Annotated in this window: 12 protein-coding genes and 1 riboswitch; of the genes, 8 read left to right on the top strand and 4 right to left on the bottom strand. The window is 38.2% G+C overall.

Going from position 1 to position 16,749, the window contains the following annotated elements; translation table 11 throughout:
• The first annotated feature begins 37 nt into the window (after positions 1–37).
• From DRF57_RS16325 to tenA, 5 genes are all read left to right on the top strand, one after another.
• A complete protein-coding gene (locus tag DRF57_RS16325) occupies positions 38–1,879 on the top strand; it encodes a carbon starvation CstA family protein (protein WP_174772384.1) in 1,842 nt (613 codons plus the stop codon).
• 46 nt (positions 1,880–1,925) lie between these two features.
• Positions 1,926–2,019: riboswitch (TPP riboswitch) on the top strand.
• Between the two features lie 67 nt (positions 2,020–2,086).
• Entirely contained in the window at positions 2,087–2,884 is a 798-nt protein-coding gene (gene thiM / locus DRF57_RS16320; protein ID WP_174772385.1) for a hydroxyethylthiazole kinase, read from the top strand.
• Entirely contained in the window at positions 2,881–3,516 is a 636-nt protein-coding gene (gene thiE / locus DRF57_RS16315; RefSeq protein WP_115919652.1) for a thiamine phosphate synthase, read from the top strand. The genes thiM and thiE overlap by 4 nt, the downstream gene beginning before the upstream one ends.
• On the top strand, positions 3,513–4,346 hold the full coding sequence (thiD, locus tag DRF57_RS16310) for a bifunctional hydroxymethylpyrimidine kinase/phosphomethylpyrimidine kinase (protein ID WP_115919650.1): 834 nt from the start codon (positions 3,513–3,515) through the stop codon (positions 4,344–4,346). Before thiE ends, thiD begins: the two co-directional genes overlap by 4 nt.
• Complete coding sequence (gene tenA / locus DRF57_RS16305; RefSeq protein WP_115919648.1) at positions 4,333–4,983, top strand: thiaminase II; 651 nt, start codon at positions 4,333–4,335, stop codon at positions 4,981–4,983. Before thiD ends, tenA begins: the two co-directional genes overlap by 14 nt.
• An 81-nt stretch (positions 4,984–5,064) precedes the next feature.
• Here tenA and DRF57_RS16300 read toward each other — a convergent pair whose 3' ends face one another.
• Together DRF57_RS16300 and DRF57_RS16295 are read right to left on the bottom strand one after the other, a co-directional pair.
• Positions 5,065–7,842: a TonB-dependent receptor plug domain-containing protein gene (locus DRF57_RS16300; RefSeq protein WP_228450421.1), complete on the bottom strand. Its 2,778-nt coding sequence runs from the start codon at positions 7,840–7,842 to the stop codon at positions 5,065–5,067.
• A 517-nt stretch (positions 7,843–8,359) separates the two neighbouring features.
• Positions 8,360–10,690 carry an ATP-dependent helicase gene (locus DRF57_RS16295; RefSeq protein ID WP_047493862.1) on the bottom strand — a complete coding sequence of 777 codons (2,331 nt, stop codon included), beginning with the start codon at positions 10,688–10,690 and terminating at the stop codon, positions 8,360–8,362.
• A gap of 287 nt (positions 10,691–10,977) precedes the next feature.
• Here DRF57_RS16295 and DRF57_RS16290 point away from each other — a divergent pair, with 287 nt between their 5' ends.
• From DRF57_RS16290 to secG, 3 genes are all read left to right on the top strand, one after another.
• Positions 10,978–12,291 (top strand): M16 family metallopeptidase, encoded by a 1,314-nt coding sequence (locus DRF57_RS16290; protein WP_115919646.1) that lies wholly within the window; start codon positions 10,978–10,980, stop codon positions 12,289–12,291.
• A gap of 7 nt (positions 12,292–12,298) precedes the next feature.
• The gene (locus tag DRF57_RS16285; RefSeq protein WP_115919644.1) at positions 12,299–14,329 is read left to right on the top strand and encodes a M16 family metallopeptidase; all 2,031 of its coding nucleotides are present in this window, start codon (positions 12,299–12,301) and stop codon (positions 14,327–14,329) included.
• 309 nt (positions 14,330–14,638) lie between these two features.
• Positions 14,639–14,992 carry a preprotein translocase subunit SecG gene (gene secG, locus DRF57_RS16280; protein WP_047493852.1) on the top strand — a complete coding sequence of 118 codons (354 nt, stop codon included), beginning with the start codon at positions 14,639–14,641 and terminating at the stop codon, positions 14,990–14,992.
• A gap of 51 nt (positions 14,993–15,043) precedes the next feature.
• On the opposite strand, the gene DRF57_RS16275 is transcribed toward secG, so the two are convergent.
• Positions 15,044–15,883: a glycosyltransferase family 2 protein gene (locus tag DRF57_RS16275; RefSeq protein WP_115919720.1), complete on the bottom strand. Its 840-nt coding sequence runs from the start codon at positions 15,881–15,883 to the stop codon at positions 15,044–15,046.
• Positions 15,879–16,490: a recombination mediator RecR gene (gene recR, locus DRF57_RS16270; protein WP_047493845.1), complete on the bottom strand. Its 612-nt coding sequence runs from the start codon at positions 16,488–16,490 to the stop codon at positions 15,879–15,881. The genes DRF57_RS16275 and recR overlap by 5 nt, the downstream gene beginning before the upstream one ends.
• Positions 16,491–16,749 lie beyond the last annotated feature (259 nt).

Here is a 16,749-nt window from a genome sequence, read left to right as displayed (position 1 = left end):
TTCAATTTTAATTATTCACTACAAAAATCAAAATGATATGGATTTCCTGAACAATATCAATGCGCTTACTCTCATTTTTGCATCAGTCCTCATTTTTGCTATAGCTTATCGTGTGTATGGCATCTTTATCGCCAATAAAGTTCTTCGTCTCAATGACCAGCATACAACCCCGGCTGTTGAATTTGCAGACGGAAAAGATTATGTCGCTACGAATAAAAATGTACTTTTCGGACATCACTTTGCAGCTATTGCTGCTGCAGGCCCTTTGGTAGGTCCTGTCCTGGCTGCACAGTTTGGTTATTTGCCCGGTGCCCTATGGATCTTAATTGGCTGTGTATTGGGAGGAGGTGTACATGATATGGTGGTATTATTTGCTTCCGTAAGACATAAAGGGCAGAGTCTTGCCACCATAGCTTCAAAGGAGATCGGTAAAGCAACCGGTACGGTAGCAGGGTTTGCCATCTTATTTATCTTGATCCTTACCCTGGCAGGGTTATCCCTGGCATGCATCAATGCCATGCATGAAGCTTCCTGGTCTTTGTTTACAGTGGTGATCACAATGCCTATTGCAGTAATTATGGGACTGATCATGCGGTATAAAAAGAACAGTGTACTCTTTGCCAGTATTTTAGGCGGAATTCTTTTAATAGCGGGAATTATTGGTGGACACAGCCTCATGCAGAATCCCACTATGAATAATTTATTTTCGTGGGATATCAAGACCATTTCCATTGCTATCCCATTATATGGTTTTTTAGCTTCTGTATTACCGGTTTGGTTATTATTGGTTCCCCGTGATTATCTTTCTACATATTTAAAAATAGGAACGATCATTATGTTGGCTATAGGAGTTATTGTCATTCATCCTACTGTACAGATGCCGGCACTTACCGCTTTTGTAAACGGAGGAGGTCCTGTCATTGGTGGCCCAGTGCTTCCATTTATTTTTATTGTGATTGCCTGTGGTGCTATTTCGGGATTTCATGCTGTCATTGCTACGGGAACAACTCCAAAAATGCTTAATAAAGAAAGAGAAATTCTTTTTGTGGGCTATGGTGCCATGCTTGTAGAGGGTTTTGTTGCACTAATGGCTCTCATTGCTGCATGTACATTAATGCCGGGGGATTATTTTGCCATCAACACTCCAAAAGAATCATATGACGCTTTTCTTGCAGCACATCCTGCCTTACATGGAGTAGACATAGATTATTATTCACAAAAGATTGGTATTGATCTTCATGGCAGAACTGGCGGGGCTGTTTCACTTGCCGTGGGAATGGCTCACATCTTTAATAAGATCCCTTATATGGATCAATTAACCGCATACTGGTATAATTTCGCCATTATGTTTGAGGCCGTATTTATCCTGACAGCCATTGATGCAGGAACAAGAGTCGGGCGCTTCTTTTTACAGGAAATGCTGGGTTCTGTGATTCCAAAATTCAATGATAAAAACTGGGTTCCCGGAATTATTATCAGCAGCCTTCTTTTCACTTTTGCCTGGGGATACCTGGTATACACCGGAAATGTAAGCAGTATCTGGCCACTATTCGGGATCAGCAATCAATTACTTGCCGCTTGCGGATTGATTGTCTGTACGACTATGCTGATCAGGATGAACAGAGGAAAATATGCTTTATGCTCGGCTATTCCGGGTGTTTTTATGGCTGGAATTACTTTTTGGGCCGGCTATATCCAGGTTGCTACGATCTATATTCCAAAAGAACAGTACTTATTGGCTGCTTTAGCAGTAACAGCTATGGCACTGATGCTTATTGTTTTTATCGGAGCTTTTATAAAATGGTATGAGCTCTTAAAAATCAATACTACGAAAACAGATTTTTATGGAGAACAGGTAAAGGAACTTGTGGAAAGATAAAATTACGGGGAAGGTTTTTGCCCGGTCTGATAATTTTTATACATTTGTTTTGCTTTAGGGGTATTCTGAAAAAGAATTGAGAGAGTCCCTTTGAACCTGATACGGCTTACACCGACGTAGGGAAAAGCAAAATTACATGACCCGCTCATGTGATTTTTGTTTTGGATTTTTTCCTAAAGCTATTTTTATTTTAATGATAAGATAACAATGGAAAAAATACTTTGGCAGCAAGTGCAGCTTGTAAAACAAAAATCTCCCCTGGTTCACAACATCACCAACTATGTAGTCATGAACAATACGGCCAATGCTCTTTTGGCTGTTGGAGCCTCTCCCATTATGGCACATGCCCGGTCTGAGATCAAAGAAATGATCGGTATTGCCCATTCCGTGGTGATCAATATAGGAACGTTAGATGAATACTGGTCAGAATCTATGCTTCTGGCAGCTGAAACAGCACATTCCGTAAATAAACCATGGGTTTTAGATCCTGTGGGTGCCGGAGCAACCTCTTTTCGTGATCAGGTTTTACAACAACTCTTACAATATCAACCTAGTGTTATCAGAGGAAATGCCTCAGAGATTATTGCACTGGCCAAAGCTAATACCACTGTTACTAAAGGAGTAGATAGTACCGCTCAAAGTAATGACGCGGTTCATGCTGCTCAAATACTGATGCAACACTACCATTCAACAGTCTGTATTTCCGGTGAAACAGATATTATTATAAGCCCACAGCAGAGCTTTTTCATTAAAAACGGACATCCGCTTATGACTAAAGTAACAGGTCTTGGATGTTCTGCTACCGCATTAACAGGTGCGTTTATAGGTAGTGTGGAAGATAAAACATTGGGTGTTGCTGCTGCAATGGCATTAATAGGCATTGCTGGAGAACTGGCTGTCCAGCAAAGTAAAGGTCCCGGAAGTCTTCAGGTTAACCTGATTGATAAACTGTACAATATAACAGAAGAAGAATTCATCCAAAACCTAAAGATAGAACAAAAATGAGCCTGCATCCTTTCCCCTACCAACTGTACCTTGTGATTTCTGAAGCTGATTGCATTGGAAAAAACTTTCTGACAGTTGCCGAAGAAGCCATCTTGGGCGGAGTGGACATTATCCAGCTCAGAGAAAAAAATGACAGTACCGAATTGTTCCTCCAAAAAGCCCAAAAGCTTATGGAAATTACAGAAAAGTATGGTATTCCCCTCATTATAAATGATCATATAGAAGTTGCTGAAAAAGTAAATTCTGCGGGTATTCATGTTGGGAACAGTGATACTGCACCTACTTTTTTAAGACAACGACCTTCTATCCAAAATAAAATCATTGGATATTCTATTGAGTACCTGGCCCAGCTTGAAAATGAACAGACAATGGTTTCTGATTATCTTGGTATAAGCCCTGTATTTAAAACACATACCAAAACAGATACCATTACAGAATGGGGGCTTGAAGGTGTTGCAAAAATCCGACAGCTTACAGAAAAACCGCTGGTCGCCATAGGCAGTATACATCTTGGAAATGCGAAGGAAGTCCTCAACGCCGGAGCAGACTCCCTTGCAGTAGTTTCTGCAATATGCAGTGCTGCAAATCCCCAGAAAGCAGCATATGAATTAAAAAATGAAATTTTAAAATGAAAAAATACAAATACCCGTCCGTATTGACCATTGCAGGTTTTGACGGAAGTGGTGGCGCAGGTATTCAGGCAGATATCAAAACAGCTTCTGCTTTAGGCTGCTTTTCCACCTCAGTATTAACGGCCCTGCCTGTACAAAATACACAGGGAGTAAGAACAATATATCCTATTCCTGTGGAAGCAGTAGCCGATCAGATCAAAGCGATTCTGGATGATATTTTTCCTGATGCCATTAAGATAGGAATGGTACATACTCCACAGTTGGTTGAGACTATTGTTTCCACATTATCACAGTATACAAGAATTCCGGTTGTATTTGACCCTGTAATGGTAGCTACCAGCGGGCATAGGCTTATTGAGGAGGAAACCATCACAGCGATCACAGAAAAACTATTTCCAATTGCTGATATCATTACCCCCAATATGGATGAAGCAGCAATTTTAGCCGGCATGAAAGTCGAAACGCTGGAAGATTTATATACTGCAGGTGAAAAAATAAAACAGTTAGGCTGCAAGAGCATACTTCTCAAAGGTGGTCATCAGGAAACCTCCACCATCACCTCTTTATTCTATGATGAACATGGACAATACCATACTTTTGAAACGCTGAAACTAAACACCATTAATACCCATGGTTCCGGCTGTACTCTTTCTTCTGCAATAGCTGCTTACCTGGCTCAGGGAAAAAGCTTACATGATTCTGTTTCTTTAGGACAGGACTATGTTTATGAGGCTATAAAAAACAGCATAGATGTACAGACAGGATATGGCAATGGTCCTCTTAACCACTTTTTTAATCCTCAAAAACTCATCAAAAATGAAATGGTCTGAACAAACCTGGCAAACGATAGAAGAATATTATCAGTCTATTCTTAGCATGCCTTTTATCAAAGAATTATCAGAAGGTTCCTTACCTCAGGAAAAATTCCGTTTTTATATGGCTCAGGATTCATTATACCTTGAACATTTTGGCAGAACCCTCTCCCTGATTGCTGCAAAAATTCCGGATCTCAAGGATGTTCTTACTTATATGCGATTTGCTGAAAATGCCATTGTAGTGGAAAATGCACTGCACGAATCTTATTTTAAAGATTTTGGACTTACAGATAAAGGTGTTTTACAGCCTGCCTGCCATCATTACATTCATTTTCTGAGAAGTACCGCTGCCTTAGAATCTGTAGAAATTGCCATTGCCGCCGTGCTTCCTTGTTTTTGGATCTACAGAGAGGTTGGAAATTATATTTATCAAAACCATAATACCGTCAACAATCCTTATGACAAATGGATTGCCACCTATTCCGGAGAAGAGTTTTCAGCTGCCGTAGACCAGGCTATTTTCATCTGTGATACAATAGCAGAAAAAACCACTGAGGAAACACGAAAAAAAATGACCGAAGCTTTTATAACCGCCTCCAGAATGGAATATCATTTCTGGGAAGCAGCTTATGAATTAAAAACATGGAAGTAATTCCGTAAACAAACCGAAATTTCAGACATAAAAAAAGACTGTTCATTTTCAGAACAGTCTCCCTTCAAATTTTTATAACCATTAAAAATTAAAATTCAGTCTTGTGAAAACATATCTCCCGTTCTGCCCAAACTGAGAAGTAGAACGTGAATAAACAAACTGGTCATTATTAGTAGACGCAGGAAGGTTTTTAGTAGGATAAATATCAAATAAATTGTTTACACCGAGTGTCAGTCCAATGTTTTTGGTAAACTGATATGCCAGAGAAAGATCCGTAATAATTTTGTCTCCAATCTGCTGATGCTCATTGAATCCGATAATTCCGTCTCCGTTGGCATCAATAATATCTGCTCCCGTTACTTTTCCGAAATACGTATTTCTAAGATAGAAGCTCGCATTTTTCCATGAAAGGGTATGAGAAAGACTGGCCTTTACTCTCGGTACGGCTTCTTCCAGATATACCCTGGATTTTTCTGAGAAATACACTTTTTCAAGCTTTGCAGACTGTAGAAGTCCTGAAGAATGGATGTCTCCTACCTGTTTAGTTTGACTAAGATTGACAGCAAAGCTGTTATCCAGTTTTAAGCCTGAAACTCTGACATTATGCGAAATAACCACATCCACCCCTTTGGTTTCCGTATCAATAGCATTGGTAAAAAGCTGTGCTCCGTTAATACCTAAATCATCATAGACTTTTTGTGCAGCAGCAGGTACATCTGCTCTTAAAAACTGGTCTGTAAGAATAATTCTGTTGTCTATTCTCGTAAAGTACCCGTCTGCTGTAAAGGTCAAATTAACAGAAGGAATTTTATAGGTAAATCCTACACTTGCAGATTTTGAGGTTTCCTGTTTCAGTTTCGGGATTTCCAATAATCCTGCTACTGCCGAATCATTACTGAAAGTTCCTACTTCCAGAAGCTGATTGTTGGTAAATAAAGTAGAAGTTACATTATAATAAATCTGATGAATAGAAGGCGCTCTGAATCCTGTAGATCCGGCAAGCCTTACATTGAAATTGGGGGCTACCTTTATTCTTGAAGCCAATTTATAATTAAAAGTAGATCCGAAATCAGAATAGTTTTCATATCGCGCAGCTGCATCCACCAATAACCAATTGGTAAAATTAAATTCCACATCTGCATACGCTGCTACAGACTGTCTGTTTTTGTCTACTGCATTGACAGGCTTAAATCCACTGAATACCTGAGAGCCGCCGGGAAGTGCTGCCCCAAAGAAGTCGGTGGGCCTTTGAGAATTCCCCGTCCATACATTTCCTGAAGTATCATATGTAGCATAAGAAGCTTCCTCTCCTGCTGTTATTTTAAAATTTTCATAACGGTGTTCTGCTCCAAATGCAACATTGATTCCTTCCCAGACATCATATTTTTTTGAAAAATCCAGATTAATCGTATTTTGGGAAAATTTTAATCCTCCGGCCTTAAATTCATTGGGTGATGCAAAGCGCAAAGATGTATTTCCGGTATTCTGAATGGTATAAGTAAATGAGTTCTGCCCGAAAGTATTACTGAAATCAATATTCCAGCCATCCCATTTCCCTTTGATCCCTGCAGCCAGTGAAATATCCTGGATATCCGTTCCAATCTGAGGCAGATAACCGTTAGCAGACAGCCCGGTAAATGTTCTGCTTTGGTTAGGTTTTCTGTAAAACCCTCCGGAAGTACCATGTCTTAGGCTATATCCTCCGAAAGAATATACTTTCCAGTTATCATTGATCGGAACTTCCATATTGACAAAAAGCTGATGATTGTTAAGCTTAGACTGTCCTACCTGCATATTGAAATCCTTTCTTGTGAGTCCTCTGTAAGCAAGTTCCTGATCAGTAACATCAAAATTCAATAAAGACTGAAGTCCTTTCTGAATAACATTTCCGTTTCCGTCTTTTATATCCTGGATGGTAGATGCCCCCTGAATGGCAGCCTGCTGATCGGCAGTAAAGTAGTTTACCCCCTGAGCATACTGATGAATAGAGTTGATGATCTGTTGTGAATTCGGGGTACTATTGATATTATTAAAAAGAGAAGAAAGATTAACCCCATTATTTAAAGCACGCTGTTCAATAGCATTATAGGCATTATAAATCGTTCCGCTTTCTGCACCGGCTCTTGAAGTAGGTTCTCTGAACTGAGAAGACCAGGTGATATTAAAGAAACCACCTTTTGTTCCTATTTTATTACCGTAATTCAAGTCTACCTGAACATTCTGACCGTCAAAATTTCCGGTATGGTCGTTGGCTGTAGGGGTCAGATTTCCTCCGTAGCTCACCTGCCCGGTTAATTTTCCGGTATCTTTTTTAAGCTCAAGGTTAATAACTCCGGCAATGGCATCTGAACCATACTGAGCAGCCGCACCATCTCTCAGAACCTCAATCCTGTTAAGGGCAAAAGCTGGAATAGCATTCAAATCTGTTCCTACCGTTCCTCTTCCGGGTGTTCCGTTTACATTGACTAAAGCTGAAGTGTGCCTTCTTTTTCCATTTACCAATACCAATACCTGATCCGGTCCCAATCCCCTCAACTGAGCAGGATCCAGGTGATCCGTCCCATCAGAATTGGTCTGAATTGTAGAAGTAAAAGAAGGAGCCAGTGCATTCAAAATCTGCCCTATCCCAGATTGGGGAAGAATAGCCGAAGATTCTTTGATATTGAATACATCCACAGGAACCGGGCTGTCTACTTTTGATCTTGCTCCGGCACGTGAACCTAAAACCACTACCTCTTCTACATTATTCGTTTGTATGGTGTCTTTATGTACTTTTATACTGTCTTTTTCCTGGCCATAAGCATAGGATCCCAGAAAAAATAAAACAGAAGCTGAAAAAATAGTTTTTTTATTTCTCATATAGTTTAGAATTTGATTAACCATTTATGTTTTACAGGGTGCAAATGTAAAATATATTCACTAGTCTACAAAATTAATAGACTTTGTTTTTGTAAAAAATAATTATCGTTTCTTTCTATCCCTTATTAAAGTTAGATAAATTCAGAGAGATTTTAATAAAAAAATGATATTCAATAGGGACGGGCTTTAGCCGGTTCTTTGTAAAAATAGAAAACCACCCATTGGCTTTAGCCCAAACATAAGTCCGTATCATTATCTTGCGTACGTTGCCATTCTTAAGTTTAAGCTAAAGCCCTATTGGAAAATCATTTTTTGTAAATGGGCTAAAGCCCATTTCTATTGAATAATGGAATGAGCCCAGAAATAATAAATGAGTTGTTCTAGGAAAATGAGTTAAGATTTGAAAGTTGAGAGTGAATGGTCAATGATTGATTCCTGGTTCTAAAGCCTTGTATTAACAACAAAAAAACGGACTCAAAATTGAATCCGTTTTTCTATATCGATAGTACTATGAGTTCTAAATCTTAGTTAATTTAGCATATTTAAGGATCAGGTTTTTCTCTCCTTCATGAATGAAAACAACTTTGGCCTTGATGTTTTGAGGATCAGTTCCGTCCAGGAAAGTCACCTGTCCGATCCCGAAACGGTCATGTCTCACTTTATCTCCTACTTCAATATCCTGAGAAGAAGCTCCACTAGGATTGATAATTTTAGCGGTACTTACAGGTTTTAGCTTTCTTACTTCCTGAGCCGGCTGTGATTGCTCTCCTTTAGCAATTGTCTTTTTCTCAACTTTTTTGAACGTCTTTTGTTCTGATGGATATTCATCAAAAATATTGGATTTAACCCCGGAATTATTGATGAATCTTTTTTCCATTGCCGGATTAATGAACTCGATAAATTCATCATCTATCTCACTCAAAAATCTCGAAGGTTCGGCATCTGTAATTTTTCCCCATTGAAAACGGGAAACAGCATAAGAGAAAAACACCTGTTTCTCAGCTCTTGTCAATGCTACATAAAATAATCGTCTTTCTTCTTCAAGATCTTCACGGGTTGCAGAACTCATGAAACTCGGGAAAAGGTTTTCTTCAAGTCCCACCAGATGAACTACCGGGAACTCAAGTCCTTTTGAAAGGTGAATGGTCATTAAAGAAACCATATCATCACCCAGGTTTTTATCCTGTGTATCTGCCGAAAGAGCAATGTTTTCAAGGAAATTGGGAAGACTTGGATCTCCATCCTCAAGCTGCATCTGCTCTTCAATGAATCCCTGCATAGAGTTCATTAATTCCTGAACGTTTTCTACCCTGGAAATTCCTTCCGGAGTCTGATCATCTTTTAAGAATTTAATTAAACCACTTCGCTTTGCCACTTCCATGGCTACGCTATACGCAGTTTCGGTTTTCAATAACACCTGGAATGCCTTGATCATAGACCAAAAGTCATTCAGCTTGTTTAAAACACCATTGTTTAAACCCAGTTGAGGGGCATACATCGGAAGATTATCCAATACTTTTGACACAGAAACATTTTGAGCATCCGCAAAGACGATCAATTTATTCTGTGTGGTTTCCCCTATCCCTCTTGCAGGATAATTAATAATTCTCATCAGCGCTTCAGAATCATTTTCATTGACCAAAAGACGCAGGTATCCGATAAGGTCTTTCACCTCTTTTCTTTGATAGAAAGAAAGACCACCATATACTTTATAGGGAATATTTTTACGTCTCAAAGCATCTTCAAATGCTCTTGTCTGAGAGTTTGTTCTGTATAAAATAGCAAAATCGCTGTATTTTCTCTGATCACGGTTCCGAAGTTCCCAAATATTTCCGGCCACAAAATTCGCTTCATCAGCATCAGAAAGTGAGCGGTAAATTTTGATTTTATCCCCTTCTTCGTTATCACTGAAAACATTTTTCTTAAACTGCTGAAGGTTTTTTGCAATAACTACATTGGCAGCATTTACAATCGTTTGGGTTGATCGGTAATTCTGTTCCAGAGAAACCGTTACCGCATCCGGATAATCTTTTTTAAAGTTTAAGATATTATAGATATTGGCACCACGGAAAGAGTAAATAGACTGTGCATCATCTCCTACCACACAGATATTTTCAAATTTTGAAGCCAGTGCTTTTACAATAAGATACTGAGAATGGTTAGTATCCTGGTACTCATCTACCAAAATATATCTGAATCTATCCTGGTATTTTGCCAGAATCTCCGGAAAACGGGTTAATAATTCGTTAGTTTTTAACAGCAAGTCATCGAAATCCATAGCTCCATTTCTAAAGCATGCATCTACATATCTCTGATAAATCTGTCCGATAAATTTCATATTGGCCTTTTCATCCGCTTCCATCAGTTCCGGATTATTGAAATAAGCTTTTACCGTAATCAGGTTGTTTTTATAAGTAGAGATTCTTGCCTGAACTTTCTTGGGCTTATAAAGATCAGCATCAATATTCATATCCTTCAGGACTTTTTTAATTACGTTCAGAGCATCCTGCTGATCATAAATAGTAAAGTTGGAAGGGTAACCAAGGTAATGAGCCTCTATTCTTAAAATCCTTGCAAAAACAGAGTGAAAAGTTCCCATCCAAAGGCTTCTTGCATTACTGTCTCCCACTACTTTTGCGATACGCTCTTTCATCTCACGTGCCGCTTTGTTGGTAAAGGTAAGAGCCAGGATATTGAAAGGATCCACCTTATTGTTGATCAGGTGGGCAATACGCATAGTAAGTACACGTGTTTTCCCGGAACCGGCTCCTGCAAGCACCATCAGAGGGCCTTGTAAAGAGGTAACGGCTTCATATTGTGATTCATTGAGTCCTTTCAGATAATCCATACTGCAAAAAAAATTTGGGAGTACAAAATTAATGTATTCAGAGGAGAATTCAAACTTTGATTAGAGAAGTTAGAAATTATAGGGTCTGGAGTGGACATAAGAGACTTAGAGATGGGAAACTTGAGGCAAAACGCCACAACCGGCAGTTATAATTCATAAAGTTTGAATTAATGGATCAGCCAGGTGAGCTAACGATTCATCATTTACTTATTCTTTTTAGCTTATAACTCCATTTCTGTAACATTTAATTCACTTTTCCTACTAATTGATAAACAATTTCTAACTTTATGAAAAAGCGATTTCTCTCTGCTGCTGCCGTAGCTTTCTTCGGAATGATACTGAATGCTCAGCAAATCAAATTTGAAGAGTATGATCTTCCGAACGGTCTTCACGTAATTCTTCATCAGGATAATTCTGCTCCGGTAGTTACTACAGGGGTTATGTATCACGTAGGAGCAAAGGATGAAGTGAAAGGCAGAACCGGTTTTGCACACTTCTTTGAACACCTTTTATTTGAAGGGACTCCCAATATCAAAAGAGGTGAATGGTTTAAGATCGTTTCTTCAAACGGAGGACAGAACAATGCCAATACGACCAATGACAGAACGTATTACTATGAAACCTTCCCTTCCAACAACGAGCAGCTGGGTCTTTGGATGGAATCAGAAAGAATGCATGCTTCTGTAATCAATCAAATTGGAGTGGATACTCAGAGAGAGGTAGTAAAAGAGGAAAAAAGAATGAGAATGGATAACCAGCCTTATGGAAATCTTTTCCCAACTATCCAGAAAAACCTTTTCACCAATCACCCATACAACTGGCCTACTATTGGGTCTATGGATGATCTTAATGCTGCGAAGCTTGAAGAATTCCAGGCATTTTATAAAAAATACTATGTTCCCAACAATGCTACATTAGTGGTGGCGGGAGACATCAAACCTGAACAAACAAAAAAATGGATTCAGGAATATTACGGCGGTATTCCCAAAGGAACTCTTTATCCAAAAGATTTCCCTAAAGATGCCCCTATCACTCAGGAAAAAGAAGTTACAGCAACTGATCCCAACATCCAGCTTCCGGCTTATGTTTTCGCATACAGAACACCGGCCAACAAAGAGAAAGATGCTTATGTATTAGATATGCTTTCTTCTTACTTAAGCAGTGGAAAATCATCTGTTTTATACAAAAAACTAGTAGATCAGGAGAAAAAAGCACTTCAGGTAGCCGCTTTTAACCAGGGACTTGAAGATTACAGTATTTTCGCATTCTTTGCTATTCCGATGGGACAGACTACCAAACAGACTCTACAGGCTGATATTGATGCGGAGATCAAAAAACTTCAGACGACTTTAATTTCTGATGAAGATTATCAAAAACTTCAGAACCAGTTTGAAAATCAGTTTGTCAACCAGAACTCAAGTATTCAGGGAATAGCTGCATCGTTAGCTACTAATCACGTATTGATGGGAAATACCAATCTTATCAATAAAGAAATAGACATTTACAGATCTATTAGCAAACAAGATCTTCAAAATGCAGCTAAAAAATATCTGAATTCCAACCAAAGAATCATTATCAACTACGTTCCTGAGAAAAAATAATTTACCCATGAAAAAGCAATTTACCTATATAGCAGCGGCATTTTTATTTGCAGGAATGCTTTCCGCACAAAAAATTGACATCAATGCAATGCCAAAACCGAGGCCTACCCCTGCCATCAACATTGCCCAACCCAAAACCTTCCAGCTAAGCAACGGGCTTACTGTAATGGTTGTTGAAAACAACAAACTTCCAAGGGTTAATACAACTCTTTCTATGGACAGGCCTCCTTACTATGAAGGAAATATAGCTGGTGTAAGCCACCTTATGGCAGAACAGCTGGACAATGGAACCACGAACCTAAGCAAAGATGAGTTTAATAAAAAAGTGGACTTTCTGGGAGCTAATATCAGCTTTAGCTCTACCGGAGCCACTTCCAACTCGCTTTCAAAATATTTCCCGGAAGTATTGGGACTTATGGCTGATGCAATCGTTAATCCTAAGTTCTCTGCTGAAGAAATTCAAAATGCAAAGGAAAGAATTATTGAAGGCTTAAAAGCTGATGAAAAAAATGCATCTTCTATTGCCTCAAAAGTTTCTAATGCCTTGATATATGGAAAAAACACGTCAAGAGGAGAATTTGAAACGGTAGAATCCATCAACAAGATCCAGCTGGCAGATGTACAAAATATTTACAACAAATATTATACTCCGGATAATGCGTATTTAGTGATTGTAGGAGATGTAAAATTTGATCAGGTGAAACCTTTGATTGAAAAGGCTTTTGGAAACTGGAAAAAATCAAATACTAAATTTGCTGCTTTAGAACCGGCTTCCAATCTTTCCAAAACAGAAGTAAATGTAGTGGATGTTCCTACCGCAGTACAGTCTGTATTATCGGTAAGCAACCTGAACAGTCTTAAAATGAAGGATCCTAATTACTTCCCTGCTACAATAGCCAACTATATTTTAGGTGGCGGTGGTGAAGCCAGGCTCTTCATGAATCTTAGAGAAAAAAACGGGTTTACTTATGGAGCTTATTCCAGCATGACTGCAAGCAAATATTCTCCGGAATTTTCAGCTGAAACCAGCGTAAGAAATGAGGTTACGGATAAAGCTGTAAAAGAATTAATGAATGAGCTTAATGCCATTTCTACCGTAAAGCCTGAAGAATTGGAAAATGCCAAGGCTAAATTGAAAGGTTCTTTCATCATGTCCCTTGAAAAGCCTGAAACAATTGCAAGATTTGCCGTAAACCAAAAAATTCAGAATCTTCCTTCAGATTTTTATACCAACTATTTAAAGTCTATTGACAAAGTAACAGCTGCCGATGTTTCCAATGCTGTGAAAACAACGATTCTTCCCAACCAAAGCAGAATTTTCATCGCCGGTAAAGCATCGGATATTTCTGAAGGATTAGAAAAATTAGGGTATCCTGTAAAATATTTTGATAAAGAAGCGAACCCCGTAGCAAAACCTGCGGCACAGAAAGTAGATACCAGTGTGACTATTGCCTCTGTTGCAGATAAATACATCAATGCCATTGGCGGTTTAGCAGCTGTTCAGAAAGTAACTTCCATCACAGCGGATGCCACTACCAAACTTCAGGGAATGGATATGAGCATGAAGCTTACTCAGGCCAAAGGTGGAAAAATGGCTATGGATATGAAAATGATGGGCAACACCATCCAGAAAATCATTTTTGACGGTAAAGATGGATATGCAGAAACGCAAGGACAAAAAATTCCTCTAAATGACAAGCAAAAGGCTTCTATGGCAGAACCGGAACTTTTCCCGGAACTGACTTTTGCAAAATCTTCTGATTTTAAACTCGCAGGAATTGAAAAATATAATAATGAAGATTCTTACGTGATAAAAGGAGCTAAACAAACCTATTACTACAGTGTAAAAACGGGTCTAAAAACCGGAGAAATAAAAATGGGAGAAGGAGGTGCTATTCCAACCAGTTTTGCAGACTATAAAGATGTTTCAGGAGTAAAGTTTCCGTTTACCATCATCCAGAATATGGGAGGAATGGAAATCAATATGACTGTACAATCCTATGTGCTTAACCAGGCTAAGGATTCTGATTTTAAGTAAAATTTCAGATATATCAATAAAACGGCAGCAGAGAAGCTGCCGTTTTATTTTTGCCGATAAGATAAAATTGAAATTTGATCCGGAATCTGTATGTAAAAAGAGAATAAGGTTCAAGCGGCCTTAAAGCAGTCTAAAGATGTAATGCATCGCCTGTTTTGCTGTTTATACTTTCTTTCCATCTTAAATTTTAAGCTCAAAAGTATTGTCTGATCTCTAAACTTTTGCACTTGATTCACATTTACTGTCATCTTTTTTTGTCGTTCAGTAAAAAAAGGTTAAATTTGCCCATTCAAAAAGATATCAGAATTAATGGATACTATATTTACACTATTGATGGTTCTTATTATGATTGCCAGTGTTTTATTGGTGATTGTTGTTATGGCTCAAAATCCTAAAGGAGGAGGCCTTTCCAGTACATTCGGAGGTGCATCATCTGCACAGTTCGGAGTACAAAGAACCAATGATTTCATGGAAAAAGCTACATGGACTCTAGGCGGAACAATCATTGTTCTTATTCTTTTAAGTGTTGTGATTACCGGTAAACCGTCACAAGCGGCTCCTGCACAACAACCTGTAAAAAAGGAAGCTCCGGCTAAGCAATCAGCTCCTGCTTCTTCTACAACTACAGCTCCGGTTCAGGCTCCTGTAACCCCAGCTAAATAAGAAAGTTACTACTTTACATAGAACAAAAGCAACTCAAATTGAGTTGCTTTTTTATTTTAGCTTGATCTTTTCAACCTGGTGCCGGAGTTTCAATCCTGCCTTTAAGAATGAATACTGTACAGGCTTTTCTTCTTTATAATACTTGTCAATAAAAATCTGCATGGCTCCATAAAACCTCTTCAGATAGACATCATCTTTAATAGTACTTTCACCTTTATGATGAAGGATGGAAGCCTTACCATAATAATAGTTTGTATAATGATTTCTCAACAATGTATAGCAAAGGTCTATATCTTCCCCATACATAAAATAAGCTTCATCCAGCCCACCAATCTGTTGGTACACTTCATTCTTAATCAATAAAAAGGCTCCTGTTATGACTTCTACTTCAGCAACAGCATACTCCTCAATATCGCTTCTGTAATATGATTTTGAATTATTTTTCTTAAAATTGACAAACAGCTTCTCAAAAGAATTAAACATATCCGGTACTGATCGTTTACTTTCAGGCAGAAAATCTCCCTGAGCGTCATGCATGCGTACCCCAAGGCACCCGAAATCAGATTTAGAATCTGCAAAATCCAGCAGATCTCTCATATAAAAGCCCTCCAATTCTGTATCCGGATTAAGGAGCAAAACATATTCTCCTTTCGCTAAACTGATCGCCTGATTATTTGCTTTGGAGAATCCTCCGTTAATCTCAGAAGAAATAAAATGCACCATTGGAAATTCCGCAATAAGGTCTCTCCAGGAGGTATCTGTAGAAGCATTATCCATAACAATAACCTCAAAATCCACTTCTTTTATATACTTTTGGATAGACAAAAGACAGTTTCTGAGTAATTGGGTAACATTGTAGTTAACAATAATAACAGACAACTTCATATTAATCCTTTTCGTTGTACGGTAACCTGTTGATAATAGATCTTCCCAATGAAATTTCATCGGCATATTCCAACTCATCTCCTACTGAAATTCCTCTTGCAATGCTTGAAAAATTTACATTAAAATTTTTGAATTTTTTGTAAATATAATAAGCAGTGGTATCTCCTTCCATGGTGGCACTCAAAGCAAAAATAAATTCCTTAACCTTGGTTTCATTTAATTTTCTTTCAATACTTGGAATATTCAGCTGGCTTGGTCCTACTCCTTCCATTGGAGAAATCTTCCCTCCCAAAATCAGATATTTCCCTGTATATTTTCCTGTATTTTCAATGGCTATCACATCTCTGACATCTTCAACAATGCAGATCAATTCGCCGTTTCTCTTCTCATTACTGCAAATCTCACAGATATCAAAATCAGAAAAATTATGACATTCCTTACAGTACTTAATTTCATTAACCAGATTAATCAGTGAGTTCCCAAGGCTCACGGCTCTTGAGTTCGGCTGTTTCAATAAATGTAATGCTAATCTTAAGGCTGTCTTTCTGCCAATCCCGGGTAAACCTGAAATCTCATCAACCGCCTTTGCCAGCACTTTACTTGGGTAATCCATAGATACAAAAATAAGGATTATAGTTGAGGAAAAGTGATAATTTATCAGTTATAATTATGAATTATAGATGACGGAACTCAGGTTCTGCGAAGGAAAAATAAAAGGGGATAATCAGACAATAATCAATAGGCTTTGCTGTTCTTTATTTTTTAAAATGTATAATGTATAATGTATAATGTATAATGTATAATGTATAATGTATAATGTATAATGTATAATGTATAATGTATAATGTATAATGTATAATGTATAATGTATA

It is taken from the genome of Chryseobacterium rhizosphaerae (genome assembly GCF_003385455.1).
Classification (GTDB): domain Bacteria; phylum Bacteroidota; class Bacteroidia; order Flavobacteriales; family Weeksellaceae; genus Chryseobacterium; species Chryseobacterium rhizosphaerae.
Note: the sequence above shows the minus strand (reverse complement) of the source record. Positions and strands in the feature narration are given on the sequence as shown.

Coding starts and splice junctions, on each gene's coding strand:
- recR (WP_047493845.1), bottom strand. CDS start 16,490: ATGGATTACCCAAGTAAAGTGCTGGCAAAGGCGGTTGATGAGATTTCA.
- thiM (WP_174772385.1), top strand. CDS start 2,087: ATGGAAAAAATACTTTGGCAGCAAGTGCAGCTTGTAAAACAAAAATCT.
- thiD (WP_115919650.1), top strand. CDS start 3,513: ATGAAAAAATACAAATACCCGTCCGTATTGACCATTGCAGGTTTTGAC.
- tenA (WP_115919648.1), top strand. CDS start 4,333: ATGAAATGGTCTGAACAAACCTGGCAAACGATAGAAGAATATTATCAG.
- secG (WP_047493852.1), top strand. CDS start 14,639: ATGGATACTATATTTACACTATTGATGGTTCTTATTATGATTGCCAGT.
- DRF57_RS16290 (WP_115919646.1), top strand. CDS start 10,978: ATGAAAAAGCGATTTCTCTCTGCTGCTGCCGTAGCTTTCTTCGGAATG.
- DRF57_RS16285 (WP_115919644.1), top strand. CDS start 12,299: ATGAAAAAGCAATTTACCTATATAGCAGCGGCATTTTTATTTGCAGGA.
- DRF57_RS16325 (WP_174772384.1), top strand. CDS start 38: ATGGATTTCCTGAACAATATCAATGCGCTTACTCTCATTTTTGCATCA.
- thiE (WP_115919652.1), top strand. CDS start 2,881: ATGAGCCTGCATCCTTTCCCCTACCAACTGTACCTTGTGATTTCTGAA.
- DRF57_RS16300 (WP_228450421.1), bottom strand. CDS start 7,842: ATGAGAAATAAAAAAACTATTTTTTCAGCTTCTGTTTTATTTTTTCTG.
- DRF57_RS16295 (WP_047493862.1), bottom strand. CDS start 10,690: ATGGATTATCTGAAAGGACTCAATGAATCACAATATGAAGCCGTTACC.